General features: G+C 72.3%; 24 protein-coding genes. 14 read left to right on the plus strand and 10 right to left on the minus strand.

The genetic code is table 11. The annotated features are described in order from the left end of the window. Genes ACIBZJ_RS35965 through ACIBZJ_RS35980 form a run of 4 tightly spaced genes read left to right on the plus strand, consistent with a single transcriptional unit; the run spans nt 1 to nt 4209 of the window. Nucleotides 1-939, plus strand: a complete 939-nt coding sequence (locus tag ACIBZJ_RS35965; protein ID WP_395937800.1) for a carbohydrate ABC transporter permease — start codon at nt 1-3, stop codon at nt 937-939. Continuing rightward, the gene (locus ACIBZJ_RS35970) at nt 936-1763 is read left to right on the plus strand and encodes a carbohydrate ABC transporter permease (RefSeq protein WP_395937802.1); all 828 of its coding nucleotides are present in this window, start codon (nt 936-938) and stop codon (nt 1761-1763) included. Before ACIBZJ_RS35965 ends, ACIBZJ_RS35970 begins: the two co-directional genes overlap by 4 nt. Then, on the plus strand, nt 1760-3088 hold the full coding sequence (locus tag ACIBZJ_RS35975) for a hypothetical protein (protein ID WP_395937804.1): 1329 nt from the start codon (nt 1760-1762) through the stop codon (nt 3086-3088). Before ACIBZJ_RS35970 ends, ACIBZJ_RS35975 begins: the two co-directional genes overlap by 4 nt. Continuing rightward, nucleotides 3085-4209, plus strand: coding sequence for an SIS domain-containing protein (locus ACIBZJ_RS35980; RefSeq protein ID WP_395937806.1), 1125 nt, complete (start codon nt 3085-3087; stop codon nt 4207-4209). Before ACIBZJ_RS35975 ends, ACIBZJ_RS35980 begins: the two co-directional genes overlap by 4 nt. Here the strand turns inward: ACIBZJ_RS35980 and ACIBZJ_RS35985 are convergent. The 3 genes from ACIBZJ_RS35985 to ACIBZJ_RS35995 form a co-directional block, all read right to left on the minus strand. After that, nucleotides 4199-5002, minus strand: a complete 804-nt coding sequence (locus ACIBZJ_RS35985) for a hypothetical protein (protein WP_395937808.1) — start codon at nt 5000-5002, stop codon at nt 4199-4201. The two genes, ACIBZJ_RS35980 and ACIBZJ_RS35985, sit on opposite strands and share 11 nt — an antisense overlap. Next, complete coding sequence (locus tag ACIBZJ_RS35990; protein WP_395937810.1) at nt 4999-5886, minus strand: DMT family transporter; 888 nt, start codon at nt 5884-5886, stop codon at nt 4999-5001. The genes ACIBZJ_RS35985 and ACIBZJ_RS35990 overlap by 4 nt, the downstream gene beginning before the upstream one ends. 119 nt (nt 5887-6005) lie before the next feature. Beyond that, entirely contained in the window at nt 6006-6962 is a 957-nt protein-coding gene (locus ACIBZJ_RS35995; RefSeq protein WP_395937812.1) for a helix-turn-helix transcriptional regulator, read from the minus strand. Nucleotides 6963-7024: 62 nt separating this feature from the next. Between ACIBZJ_RS35995 and ACIBZJ_RS36000 the strand changes: the two genes are divergently transcribed. Next, nucleotides 7025-8104, plus strand: a complete 1080-nt coding sequence (locus ACIBZJ_RS36000) for an epoxide hydrolase family protein (protein ID WP_395937814.1) — start codon at nt 7025-7027, stop codon at nt 8102-8104. A 25-nt stretch (nt 8105-8129) separates the two neighbouring features. On the opposite strand, the gene ACIBZJ_RS36005 is transcribed toward ACIBZJ_RS36000, so the two are convergent. Next, entirely contained in the window at nt 8130-9266 is a 1137-nt protein-coding gene (locus ACIBZJ_RS36005) for a hypothetical protein (protein ID WP_395937816.1), read from the minus strand. Nucleotides 9267-9275: 9 nt separating this feature from the next. Beyond that, nucleotides 9276-9737, minus strand: a complete 462-nt coding sequence (locus tag ACIBZJ_RS36010) for an Lrp/AsnC family transcriptional regulator (RefSeq protein ID WP_395937818.1) — start codon at nt 9735-9737, stop codon at nt 9276-9278. Nucleotides 9738-9853: 116 nt separating this feature from the next. Between ACIBZJ_RS36010 and ACIBZJ_RS36015 the strand changes: the two genes are divergently transcribed. The 4 genes from ACIBZJ_RS36015 (at nt 9854) to ACIBZJ_RS36030 (ending at nt 13572) form a co-directional block, all read left to right on the plus strand. After that, the gene (locus tag ACIBZJ_RS36015; protein WP_395937820.1) at nt 9854-12142 is read left to right on the plus strand and encodes a transketolase-like TK C-terminal-containing protein; all 2289 of its coding nucleotides are present in this window, start codon (nt 9854-9856) and stop codon (nt 12140-12142) included. Continuing rightward, nucleotides 12139-12714 (plus strand): TetR/AcrR family transcriptional regulator, encoded by a 576-nt coding sequence (locus ACIBZJ_RS36020; RefSeq protein ID WP_395938146.1) that lies wholly within the window; start codon nt 12139-12141, stop codon nt 12712-12714. Before ACIBZJ_RS36015 ends, ACIBZJ_RS36020 begins: the two co-directional genes overlap by 4 nt. A 33-nt stretch (nt 12715-12747) precedes the next feature. Beyond that, nucleotides 12748-12993 (plus strand): hypothetical protein, encoded by a 246-nt coding sequence (locus ACIBZJ_RS36025; protein WP_395937822.1) that lies wholly within the window; start codon nt 12748-12750, stop codon nt 12991-12993. Nucleotides 12994-13224: 231 nt separating this feature from the next. Beyond that, on the plus strand, nt 13225-13572 hold the full coding sequence (locus ACIBZJ_RS36030; protein ID WP_395937823.1) for a hypothetical protein: 348 nt from the start codon (nt 13225-13227) through the stop codon (nt 13570-13572). A 302-nt stretch (nt 13573-13874) separates the two neighbouring features. On the opposite strand, the gene ACIBZJ_RS36035 is transcribed toward ACIBZJ_RS36030, so the two are convergent. Both ACIBZJ_RS36035 and ACIBZJ_RS36040 read right to left on the minus strand, forming a co-directional pair. Continuing rightward, nucleotides 13875-14711, minus strand: coding sequence for an SMP-30/gluconolactonase/LRE family protein (locus ACIBZJ_RS36035; RefSeq protein WP_395937825.1), 837 nt, complete (start codon nt 14709-14711; stop codon nt 13875-13877). A gap of 25 nt (nt 14712-14736) precedes the next feature. Further along, the gene (locus ACIBZJ_RS36040; RefSeq protein ID WP_395937827.1) at nt 14737-15234 is read right to left on the minus strand and encodes an Lrp/AsnC family transcriptional regulator; all 498 of its coding nucleotides are present in this window, start codon (nt 15232-15234) and stop codon (nt 14737-14739) included. A 91-nt stretch (nt 15235-15325) separates the two neighbouring features. Here ACIBZJ_RS36040 and ACIBZJ_RS36045 point away from each other — a divergent pair, with 91 nt between their 5' ends. Next, nucleotides 15326-16627 (plus strand): MFS transporter, encoded by a 1302-nt coding sequence (locus ACIBZJ_RS36045; RefSeq protein ID WP_395937829.1) that lies wholly within the window; start codon nt 15326-15328, stop codon nt 16625-16627. Here the strand turns inward: ACIBZJ_RS36045 and ACIBZJ_RS36050 are convergent. Beyond that, nucleotides 16624-17229 carry a TetR/AcrR family transcriptional regulator gene (locus ACIBZJ_RS36050; protein WP_395937831.1) on the minus strand — a complete coding sequence of 202 codons (606 nt, stop codon included), beginning with the start codon at nt 17227-17229 and terminating at the stop codon, nt 16624-16626. The genes ACIBZJ_RS36045 and ACIBZJ_RS36050 overlap by 4 nt on opposite strands. Nucleotides 17230-17255: 26 nt before the next feature. Between ACIBZJ_RS36050 and ACIBZJ_RS36055 the strand changes: the two genes are divergently transcribed. Both ACIBZJ_RS36055 and ACIBZJ_RS36060 read left to right on the plus strand, forming a co-directional pair. Further along, the gene (locus ACIBZJ_RS36055) at nt 17256-18197 is read left to right on the plus strand and encodes an NADP-dependent oxidoreductase (protein ID WP_395937833.1); all 942 of its coding nucleotides are present in this window, start codon (nt 17256-17258) and stop codon (nt 18195-18197) included. 103 nt (nt 18198-18300) lie between these two features. Then, on the plus strand, nt 18301-19263 hold the full coding sequence (locus ACIBZJ_RS36060; protein ID WP_395937835.1) for a hypothetical protein: 963 nt from the start codon (nt 18301-18303) through the stop codon (nt 19261-19263). Between the two features lie 120 nt (nt 19264-19383). Here ACIBZJ_RS36060 and ACIBZJ_RS36065 read toward each other — a convergent pair whose 3' ends face one another. Continuing rightward, nucleotides 19384-20802: a class I SAM-dependent methyltransferase gene (locus ACIBZJ_RS36065; protein ID WP_395937837.1), complete on the minus strand. Its 1419-nt coding sequence runs from the start codon at nt 20800-20802 to the stop codon at nt 19384-19386. A gap of 115 nt (nt 20803-20917) precedes the next feature. Between ACIBZJ_RS36065 and ACIBZJ_RS36070 the strand changes: the two genes are divergently transcribed. Together ACIBZJ_RS36070 and ACIBZJ_RS36075 are read left to right on the plus strand one after the other, a co-directional pair. Continuing rightward, the gene (locus ACIBZJ_RS36070) at nt 20918-21700 is read left to right on the plus strand and encodes a hypothetical protein (RefSeq protein ID WP_395937839.1); all 783 of its coding nucleotides are present in this window, start codon (nt 20918-20920) and stop codon (nt 21698-21700) included. After that, entirely contained in the window at nt 21697-22221 is a 525-nt protein-coding gene (locus ACIBZJ_RS36075; protein ID WP_395937841.1) for an RNA polymerase sigma factor, read from the plus strand. Before ACIBZJ_RS36070 ends, ACIBZJ_RS36075 begins: the two co-directional genes overlap by 4 nt. A gap of 22 nt (nt 22222-22243) precedes the next feature. Here ACIBZJ_RS36075 and ACIBZJ_RS36080 read toward each other — a convergent pair whose 3' ends face one another. Next, complete coding sequence (locus ACIBZJ_RS36080) at nt 22244-23239, minus strand: response regulator (protein ID WP_395937843.1); 996 nt, start codon at nt 23237-23239, stop codon at nt 22244-22246. Nucleotides 23240-23455: the final 216 nt, after the last annotated feature.

Below are 23455 nucleotides of genomic sequence, written 5' to 3' on the forward strand. Positions count from 1 at the left end.
ATGCGCTCGACCCTGCCCCCCGAGGCGGCTGAGACCGCCTCGGGGGGCCGGGAGCCGGCCCCGAAGCGGAAGTCGAGAAGGTTCGACCTTCTGCCTTACGCGCTGGTCGCGCCGGTCACGCTCTTCATCATCCTGCTGGCGCTGGTGCCGGCGGCGTTCACGATCATCCAGTCGTTCTTCCGGGTCGACGCGCTCGATCCGCCGACCCGCTTCGACGGCTTCGGCAACTTCACCCGGATGTTCAAGAACGACGCGGTCGTGTCGAGCATGGGCAACACCGGGCTCTACGTCGTCATCGGCGTGGCGCTCTCGACCGTCCTCGGCATCGGGATGGCCGTGCTGCTCCAGCGTCCGTTCCGGGGCCGCAGCGTCGTCATCGCGGTGCTGATCCTGCCCTGGGCACTGCCGGGCGTCGTCGAAGGCATTCTGTGGCTGAACATCTTCGACCCCAACGCCGGGCTGATCGCCAGCGTCATGCACACGTTCGGCGCCGACGAGGGTGCGGTACTGCTCGGCCAGAACCACCTGCTGACGATCGTCCTCATCGAGCTGGTGCAGGTCTGGCAGATCACACCGCTGTCGGCGTTGCTCATCCTGGCGTCCCTGCAGCTGATCCCGGACGAGTTGTACGAGGCCGCGGTCATCGACGGCGCTTCGCCGTGGCGGAGCTTCTGGCACCTGACGCTGCCGATGGCCCGGCCGGGCATCGCGGTCTCGATGGTGCAGGGCGTCATCGCGACGCTCAACGTCTTCGACCAGCCGTTCGTGCTCAACGGGGCGGCGACGACCGGCGCGTCGGTCACCATGCAGACGTACTACATCAGCTTCCAGAACCTCGACTTCGGCCAGGGCTACGCGCTCTCACTGCTGATCACGCTCACGACGCTGGTCATCTCGCTGGGCGTGGTTCGTACGGTCTACCGGAGGGTGGAGCTATGAGGCGCTGGGTCCGCCCGATCGGCGTCCTGCTCGTCGTCGTGTGGTCGGTGCTGCCGATCTACTGGGCGTTCAAGATCAGCCTGCAGACCGAGGGCGACGCCCGCGCGGCCAACGCCCAGTACGTGCCCCTGCACCCGACGCTGGAGCACTACAAGGCGCTTCTCTCGGGCAGCGGAGACGTGGCGACCGGCATCCGGTCGTCGCTGCTGAACATCGTGATCGAGTGCGGTGCGGCGACGATCGTCACGGTCGTGCTGGCAGCACTGGCCGCGTACGCGTTCGCCCGGATGAAGTTCCGCGGGCACACGCTGCTGTTCTACGGAGTGCTGATCACGATGGCGTTCCCGGCCTACACGACGCTGATCCCGCTGTACCGGATCATGTCGGACCTGTACCTGGTCAACACGTACACCGGGGTCGTGCTCGTGTACGTCTCCGGGTTCCTGCCGCTGGCCACCTGGGTGCTGCACAACTACTTCTCCGGCATGCCGGCCAGCATCGAGGAAGCCGGGCTGATCGACGGGGCCAACCGGCTCCAGGTGTTCTGGCACATCATGCTGCCGCTCGCCCGGCCCGGCATCATCTCGACCGCGCTGATCACGTTCCTGTTCGCGTGGGCGCAATTCCTGTTCCCGCTCGTACTGACCACCGACACGTCCACGCAGCCGCTCACCGTGGTGATCGCGTCCCTGCAGGGACGGCACGTCGTTCCGGTGACGCTGCTGAGCGCGGCGGGCATGATCGCGATCGCGGTGCCCGCGGTCGTGGCGCTCGTCTTCAACCGGTACATCGTCAACGGCCTGCTCGCGGGCAGCGCGAAGTGAACATCGTCCTCATCGGAGCGGGGAGCACCGTCTTCACGCCCGGGCTGATGACCGACCTGGCGTCGACGAAAGCGTTCGAGGGCGCGACGGTGCACCTCGTCGACCTCGACGCGGACGCGGCCGGCACGATGGCCCGCCTGGGTCGGCGGATCGCCGCGGAACACGGCTCCGACCTGCGGTTCGAAGCGCACACCGACCGGCGCGAAGCGCTGCCGGGCGCCCGGTTCGTGACGACGACGATCGCGGTCGGGGGCGCCGAGGGGTGGAACGCGGACCTCGCGATCCCGGCGAAGCACGGGATCGCCCAGACCGTCGGTGACAGCGTGGGCCCCGGCGGTGTGCTGCGGGCGATCCGGCACGTCCCCGAGCTGGTCCGGATCGCCGAAGACGTCGCCGAGCTCGCCCCCGGCGCCACGATCGTCAACTACAGCAACCCGCTGACCGCGAACGTCCGCGGCATCGCGCGCGCGACCGGGCAACCGGTGATCGGGCTGTGCCACGGCACCATGCACACGCTCGGCGCGCTGGCCCGCGACCTGGAGATCCCGGCCGGCGAGCTGCGCGCGACGTTTGCCGGGCTGAACCACCTGTGCTGGCTGCTGGACCTCCGCCACGGCCCGGTCGACGTTTACCCGCGGCTGCGCGAACTGGTCGCGGCCAGGGCCGGGGAACCGAAGGCCGGGGAAGGCGTCCACCAGCAGGTCTCCGCGGATCTGCTGCGCACGCTCGGGCTCTATCCGGCGCCCGGCGACCGGCACGTCTCGGAGTTCTTCTCCTGGTACCTGCGCGGCGCCGACGGCGACCGTCTGCCCTGGGGCCTGCAGCCCGGCCGGGACGACACGATCCGCTACATCGGCCAGAAGGCGTCGCTCTGGGAGCAGTTGCACGCCCAGGCCGACGGGCGTGTGCCGCTGGACACCTCACGTGACCAGGAGGCCGAACGCCTGGCGTCGATCCTGGCGTCGATCGCCACCGGCAAACCGAGCTACGAGCTCGCGGTGAACCTGCCCAACGAAGGGAAGATCCCGAACGTGCCATCGACCGCTGTCGTGGAGGTGCCGGCCGTCGTAGACGCGGCCGGAGTTACCGGGCTGGCGGTCGGACCGCTGCCCCCGGCCATCGCCGCGGTGCTCACCGCGAGAGCGGAGCAGCAGGAGCTCACGGTGTCGGCGGCGCTGACCGGTGACCGCGCGCTCGCGCTCCAGGCGCTGGCGCTGGATCCGCTGGTGCCCGACCCGGCGACGGCCGCCGCCGTCCTCGACGACGCCGTCGTCGCCCACGCGCCGTTCCTCGACTCGTTCGCCGCCCCGGTGGGTGTCGCATGAGCGGGACGATCGGCGCCGAGCAGGCTTCGGCCGGCGCGGACGCGACGCAGCGCGAGATCTGGCAGCAGCCCCGGCTGTGGCGGGAGGTGGAGACCTCCTCGGCCGATGCGTTCCTGGCGCCCCTGCTCGCCCGCCCCGACCTGCGGATCGTCCTCACCGGTGCCGGGACGTCGGCGTTCGCCGGCGGGCTGCTCGCCCCCGAGCTCGCCCGTCACCTGCACCGCCGGGTGGATGCGATCGCCACCACCGACCTGGTCTCGAACCCGGCCGGGTACCTGGCCGAGGACGTGCCGACGCTGCTCGTCTCGTTCGCACGATCCGGTGACAGCCCGGAGAGTGCCGCGGCCACCGAGCTGGCCGATCAGTACCTGACCGACGTCCACCACCTGGTCGTCACGTGCAACGCGGACGGGCTGCTGGCCCGCGAGCACGGGCCGCGGGCGAGCTCGCACGTGCTGCTGATGCCGGCCGGGTCCAACGACCGCAGCTTCGCGATGACGTCGAGCTACACCTGCATGGTGCTGGCCGCGTGGTCCGCGCTGGTCGGGGGCGCGCCCATGGAGACGCTGGCCCTGGCCGGTGAGGGTGTGCTCGAGGCCCGCGACGCCGATACCCGCGAGCTCGCCACCCGCGGCTACCAGCGGATCGTCTACCTGGGCAGCGGAGCCCTGCAGAGCCTGGCGAAGGAAGGCGCGCTCAAGGTGCTCGAGCTGACCGCGGGCGACATCGTGGCCTACGCCGACAGTGCGCTCGGCTTCCGCCACGGCCCGAAGGCGGTACTCGACTCGAAGACGCTCGCCGTCGTCTTCGTCTCCGACGACCCCTACACCCGGCGCTACGACGAGGACATCGCGCTCGAGCTGCGCGCTTCGCTGGGCGTCGATCACGTGCGGGTCGTGGCCGGACGGCGGAGCGAGCGGCTCGGCGACGAGGGCGTCTGGTACGTGGACGGGCTCGACGGGGTGCCGGACGCGGTGCTGTCGCTGCCGTTCGTCCTGGCCGCGCAGATGCTCGCACTGCGTTTCTCGCTCGCGCTCGGTCACACCCCGGACAACCCGTTCCCCTCCGGGGAGGTCAACCGGGTGGTCCGGGGCGTGACGATCTACCCGGTCAGCGTGTAGCCAGCTGGGCGTGGCCGGCCTCGGTGCCGATGGCCGGCCGCGCCTCCGGGTTCGCCCGGTAGTACCGGATCGCGCCGGCCAGGAACGTGCGGTCGACGGTGACCCAGCGCAGGTCGATCGGCACCGACGGCGGCCCCTCCTTCACCAGGGACGGATCGTTCGCCAGCAGCTCGTCGACCTCCTCGTTGAGTCCCCGCTCGCGCAGCCGGTCCCATGACGAGGCGGAGACGCCCGGCCGATCCGCGCCGGACGTCCCCGGCACGACCGGAACCCGCAGGCTCCGGGCGAACTTCCCGGGTGCGGGCGGGCCCTCCGGCCAGACCGCGTCCCACCGGATCGTGTTCGTCCCGACCGTGAGCCCGGCTGGGCCGATCACCAGGTACGGGCCGAGGAACAGCCGGGTTCCGCACCAGATCGTGACCGCGGTGAAGAACGCGAGGCCGCCCAAGGCGGTCAACTTCCCCTCGATCGTCGCGAGCCGGCCCGCGACCAACGCGCAGCCGATGATCAGCCCGGCCCCGTACGGCGTCTGCGGCCGGGCGGCCGCGAAGCCGTTCCGGTCGAGAAGGAACGCCTGCGGTGCCCGCGCGGAACGCCAGCCTAGTTGCCGGAACACCAGCTGGTGCGCGATCGCCAGCAGGATCGGGACGACGAGCAGCGCCCCGACCGCGGCGTCGGGCATCGACCCGAGTGCTCCCACCAGGTAGCAGGACGTACCGATCGCCGCTCCGACGGCCGCCGCGAGACGGCTCCGTCGCACGAGCGCCGCCAGGTCGGCCGGTTCGAGATTCACGTGGCGACTGTAGTGAGCACGGCCGGACGTCGTCCGGTGTCCACCACCGAGAGCAGCAGCACCACCGCGCCGGCGGCGGCGCGCACGCCGAGCTGCTCGCCGAGCAGGGCCACGGCCAGCACGGTCGCGGTCAGCGGCTCCAGCAGCGCGACGACGGTGGCCGTCACCGCGGTGCTGCTCCGCAGCCCGCGGAAGTACAGCGTGTAGGCGAACGCCGTCGGGACGGTTCCGAGCAGCGCCAGCAACGCCACCGACGTCAGACCCAGGTGGACGCTGAGGTCGGCGCCGTTGCCGGGCGTCACGAACAGCACGGTGGCCAGCGCGGCCCCGCCGAGCAGGAAGCCGTAGCCGGTGGTCGTGGCCTCGTCGAGGCCGTCGACCGGGCGCCGGCCCAGCAGCGTCAGCACGGCGAACCCGCCCCCGGCGACCAGGCTCAGCGCGATGCCGGCGAGCGTCCCGCCGGTCGGTGCGCCTACCAACAGCGAGAGTCCGCCGATGCCGAGCAGGACCGGGCGGATCGTGGCGCGGTCCGGCCGCCGGCGGGTGGCGACCACGTCGACGACCAGCACCAGCAGAGGCGCCGACCCGATCGCGATCAGCGTCGCGACCGTCACCGAACTGACCGCGACCGCGGAGAAGTAGCTGGCCTGGAACAGCGCCGCGAGCACGGCCACCGTCCCGACCCGACGCCAGGCGCGCCGGCCACGAGGGACCCGGCGCAGCACGGTCAACACGACAACGAGGAGCAGGCCGCCGATCAGCAGACGGTAGGCGGCCACGGCGGGGGCAGAGACGCCACCGACGGCGGAGAGGGCCCGGCCGGTGACTCCGCCGGTACCCCAGCAGATCCCGGCGACGACGAGCATGGCAAAAGAACGAGACAACGGAAGCTCCAGCGACGAGGAAGGAATTCGGTCGCGAAGAGCGGGGCACGGACCGCCAGGGGACGACCCCGCTCAGGAGCGGGGCGGCGGGGTGACGAGCAGCAGCTTCCGGTGCATGGCTACAGACTAATCGCCCGGGCCATCCGGGCCTGCAGGAACCGGAAGTGCTCCACCAGCTCCACCGGCTCGTGCACGGTGAACTCGAACCCGATCAGCGTGACGTGCATGGCCAGCCCGTCCAGCGAGTTCGAACCGGCCCGGAGCGTGCACGAGTGCTCGTCGATCGCCTCGACCAGCCCGGAGTCGGCCGCGACCTTCGCCGCGACCTGGTTCGCCGGGGCGTGCATCGTGAACCGCCCCTGGTAGCGGTAGCGAGCGACCCCCACGTCCCAGGACGCGAACGCGCCCGGATCGAGCGGTGGCGGCGTGCGCGGGGTGAACTTCGGCCCGGGCGGCGTCCAGGGGCGTAGCCGGTCGACGCGGAACGTTCGCCAGTCGTCGCGGTCGACGTCGAAGGCGACCAGGTACCAGCGGCGTCCCGCGTGCACGAGCCGGTGCGGCTCGACCAGGCGAATCGACTCGACCCCCTCGTGGTTGCGGTAGTCGATGCGCAGCCGCTGCGAGTCCCGGCAGGCACCGGCCAGCGTCGTCAGGAGCTCGGCGTCGACGACCGCGCCGGGCCGGTTCTCGGCGATCGTCGCCGCGCCCAGGGCCGAGACACGGTGCCGCAGCCGCGGCGGGAGGATCTGTTCGAGCTTCACCAGCGCACGGGCCGACGTCTCCTCGATGCCGCTCACCGTGCCGTTCGCCGCCGTGCGCAGGCCCACCGCGACCGCGACCGCCTCCTCGTCGTCGAGTAGCAGCGGGGGCATGTGAGCCCCGGCGCCGAGCCGGTAGCCGCCCAGGTTGCCGATCGTCGCGTGCACGGGATAGCCCAGCTCACGCAGCCGGTCGACGTCCCGGCGGACCGTCCGCACCGTGACCTCGAGCCGCTCGGCGAGTTGCGGGCCACTCCACTCGTGGCGCTGCTGCAGCAACGAGAGCAGTCGGAGCAGGCGCGCGGACGTTTCCAGCATGCCGCTCATTCTGCGTCCTAACGAGGACCGAAGCTGACCTCATTGGCTGCGAGCGTGGACGCATGGACATCACAGAGTTCCAACTCCGGCTGCCTATCGGTGACCTGCACGAGCGACTGGCGAACACCCGCCTTCCCCACCAGGTTCCGGGCGTGGGCTGGGAGCGGGGGGTGCCGGTGTCGTGGCTGACCGATCTGATCGCGCAGTGGACGACGTCCTACGACTGGCGTCTCACCGAGGCCCGCGTCAACCGGTACCCGCAGTTCACCACCGAGATCGACGGTCAGCGGATCCACTTCCTGCACGTGAAGTCGGCGCGCCCGGACGCGACCCCGCTGATCCTGCTGCACGGCTGGCCCGGCTCGATCCTGGAGTTCCTCGACGTGATCGAGCCGCTCTCGGAGGACTTCTCGCTGGTCATCCCGTCCCACCCGAACTTCGGCCTGTCCGGCCCGGCGGGCCCGGGCTGGAACTCGTACCGGACCGCGACCGCCTACGCGACGCTGATGGCCGGGCTCGGTTACGAGCGCTACGGCGTGCAGGGCGGCGACTTCGGTGCGATCGTCGGCCCCGACCTCGGCCGGGTCGACCCCGAGCACGTCATCGGCGTCCACGTGAACGCGGCCTCGTTCGGGTTCATCCCGCTGGGGGAGCCGTCGGGCGAGTTCACCGACGCCGAGAAGGTCAGGCTCGAGAGCGTGCAGCGCTTCACCACCGACGGCTACGGCTACTTCCAGATCCAGGCCACCCGTCCGCACACGCTGGGCTTCGGACTGGCCGACTCACCGGCCGGGCAACTCGCCTGGATCGGCGAGAAGTTCCACGACTGGGCGGTCCCGGCCGGGTCGATCCCGGCGTCGCACGTGCTCGACCACGCCACGCTGTACTGGCTGACGAACACCGGTTCGTCGTCGGCGCAGATGTACTACGAGTCGATGCATTCCGGCAACTGGCCGACGAAGTCCGCGGTGCCCACCGGCGTCGCGAACTTCGCCGGGGACCCGGCGATCCGGCGGTACGCCGACGAGCTCAACACGATCGTGCACTGGTCGGAGTTCGGCCGGGGCGGCCACTTCGCCGCGATCGAGGCCCCGGATCTGCTGGTCGGAGACGTCCGGGCGTTCTTCCGCGCGCTCGACTGAACCAGCCGGCCCGCGGCCGAGCCGGTTACGCACCGACCCCGGCCCTGACCCCGCCGGATGACGTCGGCCGGCTGGCCACCCAGGCCGACACCGACGGCATGGCCAGCACCAGCACGGCGGCGACGTGCAGCAGCGCCGCGGCGATGACCAGGAAGAGCGCGGCCATCGCCGCGGCCTCGGCGGTGCCGCTGCCGTCGGGCGTGAGGTCACGCGAGGCGTCCGACCAGGACCGGGCGACGAAGAACGCACCGAGGACGAGGGCGAACAGCGAGCCCGTCCCGACGACGAACGTCCCGGTGCGCACCCACCAGAGCCGGGTGAACCTCGTGATCAGCGCGCCCGCCACCAGCGCCACCTCGGCCACCAGCGCCGTCGCGACGAACAGCATGCCCGCGATGAAGTACCCCGGGGTGCTGTCGTCGTACGTACGCCACTCCGGCGTCTCGTAGTTCTTGCTCGCCACGACCAGCAACACGAACGTGGCACCCAGCAGCAGGACGCCGAGCGCGCCCATGGCCGCCTGGACGACCAGCGTCATCCGGCCCCGGCCCTCCCGTCCCGGCCGGCGGTGTTCGGCGAGGTAGCGGCGCGAGCCCGGCACGATCCAGGCCACCATCGCGACGCCGAGCCCGATCGTGCACGCCGCCGCCCCGACGAGCCCGACGACGCCCAGGAACTTGACCGACGTCGGGAATTCGTCCTGCCCGAGCGCGATCGAGTTCCCGATCGCACCGACTGCCGTCGCGAGCAGTGAGAGCGGTCCGAACACCCACAGCACCGCCCGCCCGCCGGAGTACCCGGACGCGCCGATCATCGATCCCCACGGCGCCGCGGTCGTGAACAGCAAGAGGAACAGAGACGTCAGCGTCATCGCGACGTAGGTGCTGGTGCCGTAGTCGTACCGGTCGTTGGTGGCGTCGCTGATCACCCAGGTGACGAACGCTCCGCCGTTGAGCAGGGCGCCGATCACCGCGATCAGCCCGGCGACCCGTGCGGTCTTCACCGACCGGGGACGCGTGCCGCTCGGCTGCGGTACGGCCCCCGCGGCCGCACCGGAGCCGACCGGACCGGGTGCGACCGGAGCGGGCTCGAAACTCGGCTGCTGCGTCGACGCGTACGGAAGCAGCCCTGGAGGGTAGTGGGGCGGTGGAGGTAACGACATGCCCTCGTCCTACCGCACCGAGCCCACCGCGCGGTCGAGAAGGGGCCGGACCCGGTAGTCCACGAGGTTGCGCATCACCAGCGCGGTCTCGGTCCGCTCCACCCCGGAGGTCGCCAGGATCTGCCCGGCGATCCGGTACAGGTCGTCGGCGTCCCGGGCCGCGACCCGGATGAACAGGTCCTCGGCGCCGCTGATCCCGAGCACCTCCAAGACCTCGGGAATCGCCGCCAGCGCGGTAGCCACCTCGTCCAGGCGCTGCTGCGTCACGGTCGCGGTGAGCTGCGCGGCCAGGGGGTAGCCGAGCGCGGCCGGGTCGATCCGCCGCTCGAACCCGGCCAGCCTGGCGTCGAGCCGGGCCAGCCGGGACTGCACGGTGTTGCGGGAGAGCCCGAGCCGATCGGCCAGTGCGAGCATCGTCGCCCGCGGGTCGTCGGACAGCGCGCTCAGCAGGCGGGCGTCGGTGGCGTCCATCCGGTCCTCGCAATCTGCTCACTCCGGCGCCGGGGCGGCTGCCGCTGCTTGAGCATAATGATCAACCGGAACCGTCGATCTTGTGCAGTGTGCGGCTGGTACCCCCTACTGGGTAGATGTCTGACAAGGTGTTGCGCTCGATCGAGCAGCGCGTGCTCTGGCTCTCGACCGCGATCGTCGACTGGGCCAACCGCGAGCGCCCGAACCCGTCCGGCCTCAAGGTGGGCGGTCACCAGGCGTCCAGCGCGTCGATGGTCTCGATCATGACCGCGCTGTGGTTCGACCGTCTTCGGGCCGGAGACCGGGTCTCGGTCAAGCCGCACGCGTCCCCGGTGCTGCACGCGATCAACTACCTGCTCGGCCGGCTCGACGAGTCGTACCTGACCTCGCTGCGGGAGTTCGGCGGCCTGCAGTCCTACCCGAGCCGTTCCAAGGACCCCGATCCGGTCGACTACTCGACCGGATCGGTCGGCATCGGCGCCACCGCCCCGATCTGGGGCGCGCTGGCCCGCCGCTATCTCGACGGGCGCGCGGACACCGATCTCGGACCCACCGGGCGGCAGTACTCGCTGGTCGGCGACGCGGAGCTCGACGAAGGCGCGATCTGGGAGGCGATCGGAGACCCGATGGTCGCCGAATTCGGTGAGCTGGTCTGGATCGTCGACCTCAACCGGCAGTCGCTCGACCGGGTCGTCCCGATCGTCGGTGCCGACCGGCTGCAGCGCATGTTCGCCGCGGCCGGCTGGCAGGTGCTCACGGTCAAGTACGGCGCACTGCTCGAAGACCTGTTCACCCGCCCCGGTGGCGACGCGCTGCGCACCCGCATCGACGGGATGCCCAATCCGGAGTACCAGCGGCTGCTCCGGTGCTCGGCCGACGAACTGCGGAAACGCCTGCCCGGCGAGGACGCCGAACTCGGCGGACTGCTCGACGCGCTGGACGACGAGACCGTGCTCCGGGCGATCCGCAACCTCGGCGGCCACGACCACCGCGCGCTGGCCGACGCGTTCGACGCGATCGACGACACCCGCCCGACCGTGCTGTTCGCGTACACGATCAAGGGCTACGGGCTGGCCACCGAGGGCCATCCCCAGAACCACTCGGCGTTGCTGACACCCGAACAATTCGCTGCTCTCGGCGTCCAGACCGGTATCGAAGAGGGGAAGCCCTGGTCGAGGTTCGGGAACGGCACGGCCGAGGCGGCGCTCTGCGCCGAGGTCGCGGAGCGACTGCGGAGGGCCCCACTGACCGCGGCTGACCCGCCGCCGATCCCGGCCGACCTGGGGCGGACGCCGGTCGGCGTGCGCACGACGCAGGCCGCGCTGGGGCGGACGCTCCTGGACGTGAACCGGGCGGCGCCGGACGTGGGGTCGCGGATCGTGACCGTGAGCCCGGACGTCAGCTCCAGCACGAACCTCGGCGGCTGGGTGAACAAGGTGGGCGTCTGGTCGCACGCCGAGCGCAGCGACTGGTTCGCCGACGACGCCGAGACGATCCTGCACTGGCGGGAGCGGCCCAGCGGACGGCACATCGAGCTCGGGATCGCGGAGACGAACCTGGTCGGAGCACTCGGCGAGTTGGGCGCGACCTGGAGCCGGTGGGGTCAGCCGCTGATCCCGATCGGGGTGATGTACGACCCGTTCGTCGAGCGGGCGCTCGAACCCTGGTCGTTCGGCATCTACGCGGGCGGGCAGTCGATCCTGGTCGGAACGCCGTCCGGGGTGACGCTGGCGCCCGAGGGCGGGGCGCACCAGTCGATCACCACGCCGTCGATCGGCCTCGAGCAGCCCGGGTGCGTCAGCTACGAGCCCGCGTTCGCGATCGACGCCGAGTGGACGCTGCTCGCCTCGATGGCGCGGCTGGGGCGACCGGACGGGACCTCGGCGTACCTGCGGTTGTCCACCCGGCCGGTGGACCAGGCTCTGGCCGCGGTGCCCGACGACCCGGCGGCCAGGGAGCGGCGGCGGCGGAACGTGGTGGCGGGCGCATACCTGCTGCGCCGGGCCGCCTCGGGCCCCGTCGTGACGCTGTGCGGGATGGGGGCGATCCTGCCGGAGGTCCTGGCGGCGGCAGACCGGCTCGACGCCCTCGGCTTCGGGGCCGACGTGGTGTGCGTGACCAGCCCGGACCTGCTGTTCCGGGCGGTGCAGGCCCGGCGCGGACGCAGCGGAGCGCCGTCCTGGATCCTGGACGCCGCGTTCGGTGCCGACCGGGCCGCGCCGATGGTCACGGTGCTGGACGGGCATCCGCACACGCTGGCGTTCCTGTCCGGCGTCAACCGGGTGCCGGCGGCGCACCTGGGCGTGACCGGGTTCGGGCAGTCCGGCGATCTGGAGAGCGTGTACCGGTACCACGGGCTCGACGTCGACTCGATCGTCGCGGCGGCGCTGGATCTGGTGGACTGACGCACGTGACGTTGACTGCGCAGCGGCTTGTGGCCGCCGGTGCCGACCTGGCCGACGAGGTCGGCTTCGACCGGGTCACCGTGTCCGGAATCGCCCGGCGGTTCGACGTGCCGGTCGCGAACCTGTATTCGCACGTCAAGAACTCTGCGGACCTGAAGACCCGGATCACGCTGCTCGCGCTGGAGGAGCTCGCCGACCGGCTCGAGGTGGCCCTGGCCGGGCGGGCGGGCCGGGACGCGCTGGCCGCGGTCGGGGACGGGTACCGCCGGTACGCGCGCGAGCACCCGGGCCGGTGGACCGCGGCGCAGCGGAACCTCGACCCGGCGACGGCCGCCGCGAGCGCGGGCGGCAGGCATTCGCGGATGACGCGGGCGATCCTGCGCGGCTACGACTTGGCCGAGCCCGAGCAGACGCACGCGGTGCGCCTCCTGGGCAGCGTTTTCAACGGGTACGTGAGCCTGGAGGCGGCCGGGTCGTTTTCGCACAGCTCGCCCGGCGCCGACGAGTCGTGGTCCTGGACGCTGGACGCGCTCGACGCGCTGCTCCGCTCGGGTACACCTCAGGGTCGATAGTTTTATCGAACGTGCGTTCGTATGCTCGGCGGTATGGCGGTCGTGCGGCACTGGTGGAACCAGAAGTGGGGACGGATGGGGCGCCGGGACGTCTACGTCCGCTCGAACGGTTCCCGTTTCGAAGTCGAGGTCGTCCAGGGCGGGGCCGAGGGTAAGCGTTGGGTCGCGCTCTTCGACACCGCCGAAGACGCGGTCGGAGAAGCCGAGACCCACCTGCGGGATCCGAACGACGACTGGCGTGACGTCAGCGACGCCCATCGTCCGGTGGCGGGAGGTTAGACCCTGACACTTGGGCGTTTCGTCGGACTCCTGGTAGCGCCCAGGAGTCGGGGGCGGGCGCGCCGTCGACGACGGGGTCGGGTTCGGGGGCGCAGAACTCGGGGGCGCCGGGACCGGGGCAGAGTGCGGGGGCGCCGCAGGGGCCTGGTGATCCGGTCTGGACGACTACGGGTCAGCCCGGGCCGGCCACGGTCCCGGGTACGACGAGCGACCCGATCTGGGGGTTCACCGGTGCCTGACCATCTGCTGGGGTTCACGAACAAGACCGCCAACCCGATCAACCTGATCGTCGGCCAGCTCAACTCGGGCGGTTGCGGCACCGATCCGTTCATCCAGGGCTGGTGGACGGTGCAGCCGGGAGACCTGGTCTTCACGTTGAAGTCGTCCTCACCCCACGACCGCTTCTTCTACGCCGAGGACGGGGCGGGCAACGCCTGGTCGGGCAACGGGCCGTGGGTCGACCTGTTCCCGAAGTCGTTCGCGGGCTGCGCGAGCAACGGTGCACCGGGTGCGATGAAGCTGGTCCGCATGCGGCCGGTCGATCCGGAACCGATCGCGATTCTGGTTGCGTTGGGTTGATTCGCATTGACTTGTTCGGCGCAAGCCCGATTCGCCCCGAGGTTGCCTCACGTAATCACGGCCAGCCAGGGCAGGGCCAGCCAGGGCAGGGCCAGCCAGGGCAGGGCCAGCCAGGGCAGGGCCAGCCAGGGCAAGGCCAGCCAGGGCAAGGCCAGCCAGGGCAAGGCTAGCCAGGGCTAGCCAGGGCTAGCCAGGGCCAGCGAGGGCCAGCCAGGGCCAGCCGGGCCAGGGAGGCGGGCCAGGGTGAGGCGGGCTGGGGTGAGTTCGGTCGACCGGCGTCCGGCGGCACCCGGGACGACGCGCTACGGACGGCCGGCGCGGGGCACCGTGACCTCTCGGGTCAGGATCCGTCCGGTGCGGGACGTGAACAGCTCGCCCATGTTCTCGACGCCGCGCCATTCCGCGACCATCAGGTACAGGGTCGTGCCCTGCTCGCCGCCGAGCATGCAGGCGAAGCACGCCGCGTCGAGCTCGAACTGCTCCAGGATCTCGCCGCCGTCGGCCACCCGGTTGACCGTGGCACCGCCCTCGCGGGTGCCCGCGCACCAGATCGCGCCCTCGGCGTCCAGGCAGATGCCGTCGCCGCCGACGTCGGCCCAGGTGCGGCGTCCGGAGAGCGTGCCGTCGTCGGCGATGTCGAACGCGGTGAGGCGGTTCGCCCAGGATTCGGCGATGACGAGCGACGAGTTGTCGGGCGTCACGACCATGCCGTTGGGGAACGCGATGTCGTCGGCGAGGTGCTGCACGGTCCCGTCGGGCCGGATCATCACGATGCCGCCGGGCCTGAACTCCTCCCGGCCGAACTGGAAGCCGACGTAATTCAGGTAGATGGTGCCCCGTCCGTCGACGACGATTTCGTTCCAGCCACCTTCGCCGTACCCGGTCAGGTCGGTGTGCGTCTTCAGGGCGCCGTCGGCGTCCAGAACAAGTAGTTCGTCGTTGCCGGTCACGACGAGGCGGCCGTCCGGCAGCCAGTCGATGCAGACGCCGGCGGGCTTCGAGGGGCGGGCCATCACCTCGGGCGAGCCGTCCGGGCGGAGCCGGACGATCTCGTTCGCGCCCCAGTGGGCGAACCAGAGGTGCCCGTCGTGCCACCGCGGCGATTCGCCGACGATCAATCCGCTGAGCTTGGTTTCCATGGCCAAGAGACGAACGGCGTCCCGGCTAATCGACAGTCCATCCGGCGGACGGGGTGACCGGGCGTTCGACGGAGCCGGGGCGGGCGACGGTTCCGTCCTGGTACGGGGTGGAGAGCACGACGTGCGTGTGCAGCTCGCCGTGCAGGCCGAGCTGTTCGATGACGCCTTCGAGATGAGCCAGCGTGGTCGCGCGGAGTTTGAGAATCGTGCAGTGCGCGCCGCTGAGTTTGTGCACCTCGACGACCTCCGGGTAGTCCTCGGCGCGGCTGGTGCGCAGCAGGCAGCTGCCGAGCTTGCAGCGGAGCTGGACGAAAGCCGTGATCTCGTGGCCGGCGCGGCGCGCGTCGACCACCGCGCGGTAGCCGGTGATGACGCCGTGCTGCTCGAGGCGGCGGACCCGTTCGGCGACCGCGGGCGAGGAGAGGTGGATCCGGCGGCCGAGTTCGTTGAACGACAGCCGGCCGTCCTGCTGGAGCTCGTCGAGGATGCGCCAGTCGGTGTCGTCCGGGTGGAAAGCATTCATCGGCAATCGCCTTGTGATCGGTAAGTGGGCCGGGCGTATCGATGGTCGTCGCCCATGGGGGTTCGCACTCGGGATTTCTAGCGTTTCGGGCATGACGCGGAAGCTGGTCGGACTGTGGATCGCCGGGGCGCTCGGGGGATTGGCGCAGACGTTGGCCGGGGTGGCGGTGACGCTGATGGTGAGTGGCATGTCGTCGTCGAACGGAGTCGTGGGGCTACCGCAGACGATGCAGGTGCTGGGGACGGCGGTGGCGGCGCCGCTGATCGCGCGGGCGTCGGCGCGGTGGGGGCGCGGGGTGGCGCTCGGGTGCGGCGGGCTGGTCGGTGCCGGGGGATGCGCGGTGCTGGTGGCTGCGGCCGCGTCGGCGAGCGTCCCGATGGCACTGGCAGGGAGTTGCGCGACCGGGGCGGGCGCGGCCTCCGTCGCGCTGGCCCGCTACGCCGCGGTGGACGCCGGGCCGGACCCCACTCCGGACCCCACTCCGGACGCCGGGCCGGACGCCTCTCGGCCGGACGCCGCTCGGCCGGACGCCGCTCGGCCGGACGCCGCTCGGGCGGACGCCGCTCGGGCGGACGCCGCTCGGGCGGACGCCGCTCGGGCGGGCACCGTACGGGCGGGCACCGAAGGCCGGGCGCTGGCGTCGGTGCTGGCGGCGGTGGCGGTCGGCGCCGTGGCCGGTCCGAACCTGCTCGCGCCAGCAGCGTCCGTGGAGGGGTTCCCCGAGTACGCGCTGGCGTTCGTGGTCGCGGCGGTGGCGTTCGGTGCAGCGGCCGCGGTCTGGAGCCTGGTGGCGGGTGCGACCCCCACCCGGCCTCCGGCGGCCGTCCGAGGTGGCCGGGAGCTGGCACCGTCGATCGTGTTGCTGGGGGTCGCCAACCTGGTGATGGTGGGGACGATGACCATGGCGCCGGTCCAGTTGCACCACCTGGGGGCCGGGCTGGGAGTGGTGGGCGCGGTGGTCGGAGTGCACATCGGGGCGATGTTCGCGCCGGCACCGCTGAGCGGATGGCTCGTCGACCGGTTCGGGGTCGGTGGGGGTGCGGTGGCGGCGAGCGTCACGTTGCTGGCGGCCACGTCGCTGGCGGCGCTGAGCGCCGATTCGCCGGTCTTGCTGACGGTTGCCATCGGGCTGCTCGGGCTCGGGTGGAGCGCTGCGGTGGTGACCGGTAGCGCGGCGCTGGTGCGCAGTGCCACCGCGGCGGCCCGGCCGCGTGCGGAGGCCGTGGGGGAGATCGCGATGGGGCTGGCCGCCGCGGTGGGCGGGGCGGCGTCCGGGGTGCTGGTGGGCCTGGGGGGATACCCGGCGCCGGCGGCCGTGGCCGCGGTGTGCGTCGTCGGGCTCCTGATCCCGATCGCGCTCCGGGTCTCGACGACGGCCACCCCTCCGGTCTAGGCGGGCGCGAGACCCAGGCCGGTGAGGACGATGTCGGCGAGGCGGGCCGAGCGAGCGAGGCGTTCGGCGCGGGTCGCGGCACGGACGCTGCTCCCGGCGGCCAGGGCCAGCAGGACGTCGGAGGGGACCAGGTCGGGGCGGACGACACCGGCACGGCGGGCTCGGCCGACCAGCGAGGCCAGGTCCCGGCGGAAGAGCGGGTCGGGGGCCGGGGCGGCGGCCCGGAACGCGGCCACGAACGCGGGATGCTCGGCCTGGACCGTGATCGTGTGGTGCACGTAGCGGCGCAGTCCGCGGGCCGGGTCGGGGTCGGTGACCGCCCGGTGGACCGCGTCCTCGCACGCCCGCGCCTGCTCGGCGTAGGCGGTGGTGACGAGGTCGTCGCGGGTCGGGAAGTGCCGGTAGAACGTCGCGGCCGACAACCCGGCTTCCCGGGCGAGGTCGCGCGCCGAGGCCGGCGCACCCGGCCGGGCCAGCCGCCGAGCCGCGGCGAGCAAGCGCGCACGGTTCTCGGCGGCGTCGGCGCGGCGTGGGCCGGTGCGCGGCGCGCCGTCGTTCCGAGGCAGTTCGGCGCGAAGGTGTCCCGCTTCGGGGCTGCCCATGGTCCCGGTCCCTAACGTCGCTGGACATGAAGGCATTGCAGTTCGGTGAGTACGGGGATCCGAACGTCCTCGTCGTCGGCGATGTTCCGGAGCCGCACGTCGGGCCGGGCGAGATCCGGATCGCGGTGCGCGCCGCCGGGGTCTCGCCGGGGGACGCGGCGATGCGCTCCGGCGCCTGGCGGGATCGGGTCCCGCTGACCCTGCCGTACGTCGTGGGCCTGGACGCCGCCGGGATCGTCGACGAGGTCGGGGAAGGCGTGGACGACGTCCGGATCGGGGACGCGGTGTTCGGGCTGCGGTTGCGCGGCGGGACCACCGCCGAGCACGCCCTGCTGGACGCGTGGGCGCCGAAGCCGGCCGGCATGAGCTGGGAACAGGCCGGTGGGGCGGCCGGCAGCATCGAGACCGCGGTCCGGGCCCTCGACGCGGTGAACCCCGCCGCCGCCGCCGGGGCCGCCGCCGGGCGGACGGTGGTGATCGACGGGGCCGCCGGGGGCGTCGGGGCGATCGCGGTGCAGATCGCGGTCGCGCGAGGAGCCAGGGTCATCGGCACGGCCAGCCCCGCGAACCACGCCTTTCTGGCGAGCCTCGGTGCCACCCCGGTCGGGTACGGCCCGGGCCTCCCGGCCCGGATCGACGCCCGGATCCCCGCCCGCCCCGTGCGGGTCGACGCCGCCATCGACGTCGCCGGGCACGGGTCGGTGGGGGAGCTCGTGCGCCTCACCGGCGACCCGGACACGGTCGTCACGCTGATCGACCCGACCGCGGGTGAGCACGGCGTCCGTCTGGTGCGGTTCGACCCGGGCGGCGACGTCCGCGGTGCCTTGCGGTACGGCGCCGGGCTCGTCGCCGACGGGCGGCTCGTCGTCCACCTGGCCGACGTCTACCCCCTGCACGAGGGGCCGGCCGCGCACGCACGGGTCGCGACCGGGCACGCGCGCGGGAAGGTCGTGATCACGGTCCCCTGACGATCGACCTTGGTCGACGCGGGGGCGACCCCCGGCCGCAGCCCGGGGACGCCGTCGGGCGGAACGCTGATCGTGACAGCGTCCCGACGGCCGAGGAGCCCCCATGCCCGTGTTCGCGCTCTGGGTCCTGGCACCCTACGCCGCCGAGTGCTCGTGGGGCGGGTTCGCGCTACCGGACTACCCGTTCGTGATCCTGTTCCTCGGGCCGCTGTACGGCGGGGCGGCGGTGTTGATCCGGGAGGCGGCCCGCCGGACCGGCGGTGGCTGGCCGGCGATCGTGCTGCTGGCGACGGCGTTCGGGGTCTACATGGCTGGGCTCGTCGATCAGTCGCTGTTCAATCTGGACTACCTGGACGACACCGAGTTCGCGGGGATCATGCGGGACCCGCGCGACACGCTCGTGCCGGGAGTCGGCGTCAGCCTCGGCGACGCGCTCAACTTCGTCGGGAACCACGTGGCGTTGACGATCTGCGCGCCGATCGCGGTGATCGAGTCGTTCGTGCGGCCTTCGCGGCGGCGGGAACCGTGGCTCGGGCGGTGGGGGCTGGGGGCCGTGGGCGTGCTGTTCGTGCTCGGGAGCGTGCTGATCCACGCGGATTCCTCCAAGGGCTTCACCGCGGCACGGCATCAGCTCGCGATCGCCTCCGCCACCGTGCTCGTGCTGATCGCCGCAGCGCTGCTCGTTCGCCGGCGGGCAACGGTGACGTCGGCCGGGCGGGCGCCGAGGGCGATCTGGGCCGGGGTCGTCACGCTCGCGGCAGCAGCGGGCACGGATCTGGTGCCCGGCTGGGGTGGGCCGGCCGTTTACGTGGCGGCGATCGTCGTCGCCGCGGTGGTCGTCGTGCGGTGGTCCCGGCGGGACGGGTGGGGGCAGAGGCACGTGCTGGCCGCCTGGTCGGGGCCGTTGCTGCTGGCCGGGATCACCGCCTACCTGGTACCGAACTACGCCCCGGCCACACCGGCCCAGGCCCTGATCGGCGACGTCACGATCACCGTCGTGACGCTGTCCCTGGTGATCGGGGCCGCGCTCAGCGCACGCCGCGATCCGACTCCCACTCCGTCCTAGTCAGCGCGGCTCGACCCCGAGCTCGGCGAACCCCTTGTCGACCAGCGCCCGCGACCCCTCGCTCGCGTACCCTTGCCCCCAGTCGCGCACCGTGGGGAACGGGGTCGGGATGCCGCACATCTACCCGTTCCGGTAGAACTCGCGCTGCGCGGTGATCGTGATACCGGCGTCGCCGCCGGCGCCCCGGAGCTTCTGCCAGATCGAGACCTGGTCGATCCGGGTGTCGTCCGTCCAGTACGGATCGAAGAGCATCCACCCGACGGTCGTCTGTTCGTGGGTCGCCTGCTCCAGGAAATCGCCGTCGTCGGGGCCGAACGTGATCGAGACTTCGTCGGAGTTCCGGTGGTAGGTGGCCGGAATCGCCGAGCGAGGGGTTCCGCTGTCCTCGGGCCGCACGGCCCGGACGACCGGGTCGATCAGCCCGTGCCCCACCGGGCGACGGACCTGCCAGCCCGCACCGCGCAGATGCCGGTCCATCGCCTCGGTCGCTGCGGCCAGCGTCGAGCCCCGGAGGCTGTAGAACGCAGTGATCCGGACCAGGCAGAGGTTGTCGAACTCGTCGTTGTGCTTGAGCCCGTGCGAGCCGGGATAGCAGGTCGCCTGGTGGGTCTCCGCCACCGGCTTCGCGCCCGGTGGCGCGGGCACCGCCAACGTCTGCCGGATTCGCTGCTCGGCGTCGTGGCGCGCCGCCGTGAACTTCGTGCTGTGGACGTCCGGCCGGTCGGCGACGAACAGCTGGGAACTGGGCAGGCGAGTGAGTTTCTCGCACCCCCCGCAGCAGCAGGCGAACACCAGCAGCAGCGGGAGCAGCGTCGTCAGGATGCGCGAGGTCCGGGACCGGCGGCGGGCCACCGGGCGGACGCTGGTGACCGCGGGGGCGGCCGGGTCCGGGCGGTTGCGGGCCAGCAAGTAGCAGCGGCGGCTGGGGTACTCGCCCTCGCCCGGGACCCGGATCGTGCTGGACACGACCGTGACCCCGGCCGCCGCCAGATCGGCCGCGACCTCGTCCGGGTCGAGGAAGTGGAAGTCGAGGTCGACCTTCGCCCCGAACCACGTGCTGAGGTGTCTCACGCCGCCGGTGTCGACCGAGGCGTCGTCGACGTGGAACGCCAGCAGCAGCGACCCGCCGGGCCGCAGCACCCGGGAGAACTCCCGGTAGGTCCGCCGTCGCTCCGCGGCGGTCAGGTGGATCAGCGAGTAGAACGCGACCACCCCGGCGAGCGTGTCGGTGGCCGCAGGCAGGTCGGTCATCGTTCCGACCACGAATCGGACGCCCGGCGCGCGGCGGCGGGCCTCGGCGATCATCGCGGGGGAGAGATCGAGCCCGACGACGTCGGGGTGCGTGCCGGCGAGGAACCGGGTGACCTGTCCGGGTCCGCAGCCGACGTCGGCGACCGGGCCGTCCCCGGCCAGTTCGAGGAAGGCGCCGAGCAGCGCACGGTCCGCCGGTTTGGCCTCCAGTTCGTCGTACAGGTCGTCCGCGTAGGCGCTCGCGACCAGGTCGTACGAGGCGCGAACGTTCGACTGATCGCCCGGCATGAGCGGCAGCGTAGAGGCGGAGGGCCGGTTCCATACCCGAATCCAGCGGCGAACGTGTAACGCTCGGATCCGATCCGGACAGAAAGTGGTGTCGACCGCCTCCGGAGGAGTACCGATGCCGCAACGCCCACCCGACGACCTCGACCGGCTGCTCGCCGAGCACGCGCGGCCGAGTGTCGCCGCGCTCGACACACCGGAGATCAACGCCGCGCTCGACGCGCTGGGCGAGCGGATCCGGGCCGGCGAGTCCGAGTTACCGCGGCGGCCGCGCCGCCGCGGCGTGATGATCGCCGCGTCGGCGGCACTGGCCGCGGCCCTCGCGGTCGGGGCGCCCGCGGCCGCGAACTGGATCGGGCTGCACACCGGCGTCTTCGGGCAGCCCGGCGCGACCGAGAACGACACCAGCGAGTACCTGCGGGTCGGTTCTCCGGACTTTCCGAGGCTGCTCGAGCGGTACGGGCGGGACTATCCGCTGCCTCCGGGGGGCGACTACTCGTCCGTGCTGCGGCGAATCCGGCGGGAGGCCGCCGAACCGCTCGGTCCGCAGACGATCCAGGACACCGGACTGCGGGCGGACCTCGCCCGGGAGGCCTCGTGCCAGTGGCAGGGGTACTGGCTGACGGGTTACGACCGGCACGATCCGGCCCAGCAGGCAGCGGCCCAGAAGGTGCTGGACGACATCCCGGACTGGGAAATCCTCAAGCGGACCAGCGACAACGGCACCGACCAGGAGCTGTCGATCGCCAAGGCCGCGCGGCTTGGTGACGAGCCGTCGGTGCGGTACCTGTACCAGCTGAACTGCACCGGGGAGATTTCTCCCACCGGGCCGCCGGTGACACCGGAGCCGTCGATCAACTCGCCCGGCTACCTGACCGACCAGGATCGGAAGGGCCGATGAGCGACTCCACGCGATTCGAGCGGCTCTACCGGGAGCACCGGGCGCCGGTGCTGGCTTTCCTGCTTCGCCGGTGCGCGCAACCGGCCGACGCCGCCGACGCGCTGTCGGACGTGTTCACGACGGCCTGGCGCCGGATCGACGACATCCCGGACGGGGACGCCGAGCGGCCGTGGCTGTACGGCGTCGCCTACCGCACGCTGGCCAATCACGCCCGGAGCCGACGTCGGCGGGTGCGGCTGGTGGACGAGTTGACCGCGGCGCTGGGCCGGCTCCGAGGCCAGGCCCCGTCGATCCCGACCGAGGTGGCCGTGGACGCGGACGCGTTGGAGATGGCACTGGGACGGCTCTCGGACATAGACCGGGCGATCGTGACGATGACCGCGTGGGAGCAGTTCGGCTCGGCCGAGATCGGCGCGATCCTCGACCTGACCCCCGGGACGGTCCGGACCCGCCTGCACCGGGCCCGGGCCCGGTTGCGGACCGCGCTCGAATCCGACGCCCTGTCCCGGCCCGCGGTCTGAGTCGCTTCGGTTCGGGCGCCCGCTACTCGACTAGCGGGCGTCTCGGCCAGCGGGCATCGTGCACCAGCAGCGCGACCTGCACGCGGTTGGCCGCGTCGAGTTTGGCCAGCAGGCGGGAGACGTGGGCCTTCACGGTGGGGAGGCTCATCCGCAGGTCGGCGGCGATCTCGGCGTTGGAGCGACCCTGACCGACCGCGAGGGCGACGTCGCGCTCGCGGGCGGTCAGCCGGTCGAGCCGGGTGCGCGCCCGGTCGCGCTGCGCCGGGACCCCGGTGTCGGCGAGGTGCTCGATGAGCTGCCTGGTCACCGACGGCGAGAGCATCGCCTCGCCCCCGACGACGGTCCGGACGGCCTGGATGATCTCCTGCGGCGCGCTGTCCTTGAGCAGGAACCCGCTGGCACTGGCCCGGAGCGCGCGCAGCACGTTCTCGTCGGCGGAGAACGTGGTCAGCATGACGACGTGCGGCCGGTTCGCGCGGTGCCGCAACCGCTCGGTGGCGACCAGCCCGTCGACCGCGGGCATCCGGATGTCCATCAGCACGACGTCCAGCGAGTGGACGTCGACCTGGGTCAGGGCCTCGCCGCCGTCGGCGGCCTCCCCGACGATTTCGAGGTCGGGCGCGGCGGCCAGCAGCATCCGCAACCCGGTGCGCACCAGCGGGTCGTCGTCGACGAGCAGCACTCTTATCGCGGCCACGGTAGCCAGGCCTCGAGGCGGTACCGGCCGTCGGCGCCGGGGCCGTGTTCGAGGCGCCCACCGGCCAGCGCGAGCCGTTTCGATGAGCTCCGGCAGGTCGGTGAGGCCGGGCTGCGGGCGCTCGGCGCCGGAGGGGCCGGCCGGGCCGTCGGCTCGGAGGACACCGATCACCGACCGCAGGTCCTCCAGCGCCGCGTGGGTGGTGACGCGGATGACGCCGGCGGCGGCCGCGATCTCCTCCGGGCGGGCGTCGGTGCGGATCTCCAGCGCGCCGGCGTGCAGGCTGAGCAGCGACAACCGGTGGGCGAGCACGTCGTGCATCTCGCGGGCGATCCGGGTCCGCTCGGTGAGGCGGGCCTGCTCCAGCCGGCGGCCCTGCTCCTCCTCGAGCTGAGCGGCGCGCTGACGCAGCGAGGCAACAGGCGGCGCCGAGGACGGCGTCGGCGGGCCAGGGGGTCGGGCCGCCGGACAGTGCCGCCCCGTACCTCAGCAGCAGCCCGCCGCAGACCAGAGCTAGCCCGACGCAGCTGAAGTCGC

The organism is Cryptosporangium sp. NPDC051539 (assembly GCF_044454545.1).
GTDB lineage: Bacteria > Actinomycetota > Actinomycetes > Mycobacteriales > Cryptosporangiaceae > Cryptosporangium.

Bases quoted from the DNA above. Each gene is read 5' to 3' on its own strand.
- ACIBZJ_RS35970 (WP_395937802.1), top strand. From the start codon at position 936: ATGAGGCGCTGGGTCCGCCCGATCGGCGTCCTGCTCGTCGTCGTGTGG.
- ACIBZJ_RS36070 (WP_395937839.1), top strand. From the start codon at position 20,918: ATGCCGCAACGCCCACCCGACGACCTCGACCGGCTGCTCGCCGAGCAC.
- ACIBZJ_RS36050 (WP_395937831.1), bottom strand. From the start codon at position 17,229: ATGGGCAGCCCCGAAGCGGGACACCTTCGCGCCGAACTGCCTCGGAAC.
- ACIBZJ_RS36045 (WP_395937829.1), top strand. From the start codon at position 15,326: ATGACGCGGAAGCTGGTCGGACTGTGGATCGCCGGGGCGCTCGGGGGA.
- ACIBZJ_RS36035 (WP_395937825.1), bottom strand. From the start codon at position 14,711: ATGGAAACCAAGCTCAGCGGATTGATCGTCGGCGAATCGCCGCGGTGG.
- ACIBZJ_RS36060 (WP_395937835.1), top strand. From the start codon at position 18,301: ATGCCCGTGTTCGCGCTCTGGGTCCTGGCACCCTACGCCGCCGAGTGC.
- ACIBZJ_RS36040 (WP_395937827.1), bottom strand. From the start codon at position 15,234: ATGAATGCTTTCCACCCGGACGACACCGACTGGCGCATCCTCGACGAG.
- ACIBZJ_RS36055 (WP_395937833.1), top strand. From the start codon at position 17,256: ATGAAGGCATTGCAGTTCGGTGAGTACGGGGATCCGAACGTCCTCGTC.
- ACIBZJ_RS36000 (WP_395937814.1), top strand. From the start codon at position 7,025: ATGGACATCACAGAGTTCCAACTCCGGCTGCCTATCGGTGACCTGCAC.
- ACIBZJ_RS36015 (WP_395937820.1), top strand. From the start codon at position 9,854: ATGTCTGACAAGGTGTTGCGCTCGATCGAGCAGCGCGTGCTCTGGCTC.
- ACIBZJ_RS36025 (WP_395937822.1), top strand. From the start codon at position 12,748: ATGGCGGTCGTGCGGCACTGGTGGAACCAGAAGTGGGGACGGATGGGG.
- ACIBZJ_RS35980 (WP_395937806.1), top strand. From the start codon at position 3,085: ATGAGCGGGACGATCGGCGCCGAGCAGGCTTCGGCCGGCGCGGACGCG.
- ACIBZJ_RS35995 (WP_395937812.1), bottom strand. From the start codon at position 6,962: ATGCTGGAAACGTCCGCGCGCCTGCTCCGACTGCTCTCGTTGCTGCAG.
- ACIBZJ_RS36080 (WP_395937843.1), bottom strand. From the start codon at position 23,239: ATGCACGACGTGCTCGCCCACCGGTTGTCGCTGCTCAGCCTGCACGCC.
- ACIBZJ_RS36005 (WP_395937816.1), bottom strand. From the start codon at position 9,266: ATGTCGTTACCTCCACCGCCCCACTACCCTCCAGGGCTGCTTCCGTAC.
- ACIBZJ_RS36010 (WP_395937818.1), bottom strand. From the start codon at position 9,737: ATGGACGCCACCGACGCCCGCCTGCTGAGCGCGCTGTCCGACGACCCG.
- ACIBZJ_RS36065 (WP_395937837.1), bottom strand. From the start codon at position 20,802: ATGCCGGGCGATCAGTCGAACGTTCGCGCCTCGTACGACCTGGTCGCG.
- ACIBZJ_RS36075 (WP_395937841.1), top strand. From the start codon at position 21,697: ATGAGCGACTCCACGCGATTCGAGCGGCTCTACCGGGAGCACCGGGCG.
- ACIBZJ_RS35965 (WP_395937800.1), top strand. From the start codon at position 1: ATGCGCTCGACCCTGCCCCCCGAGGCGGCTGAGACCGCCTCGGGGGGC.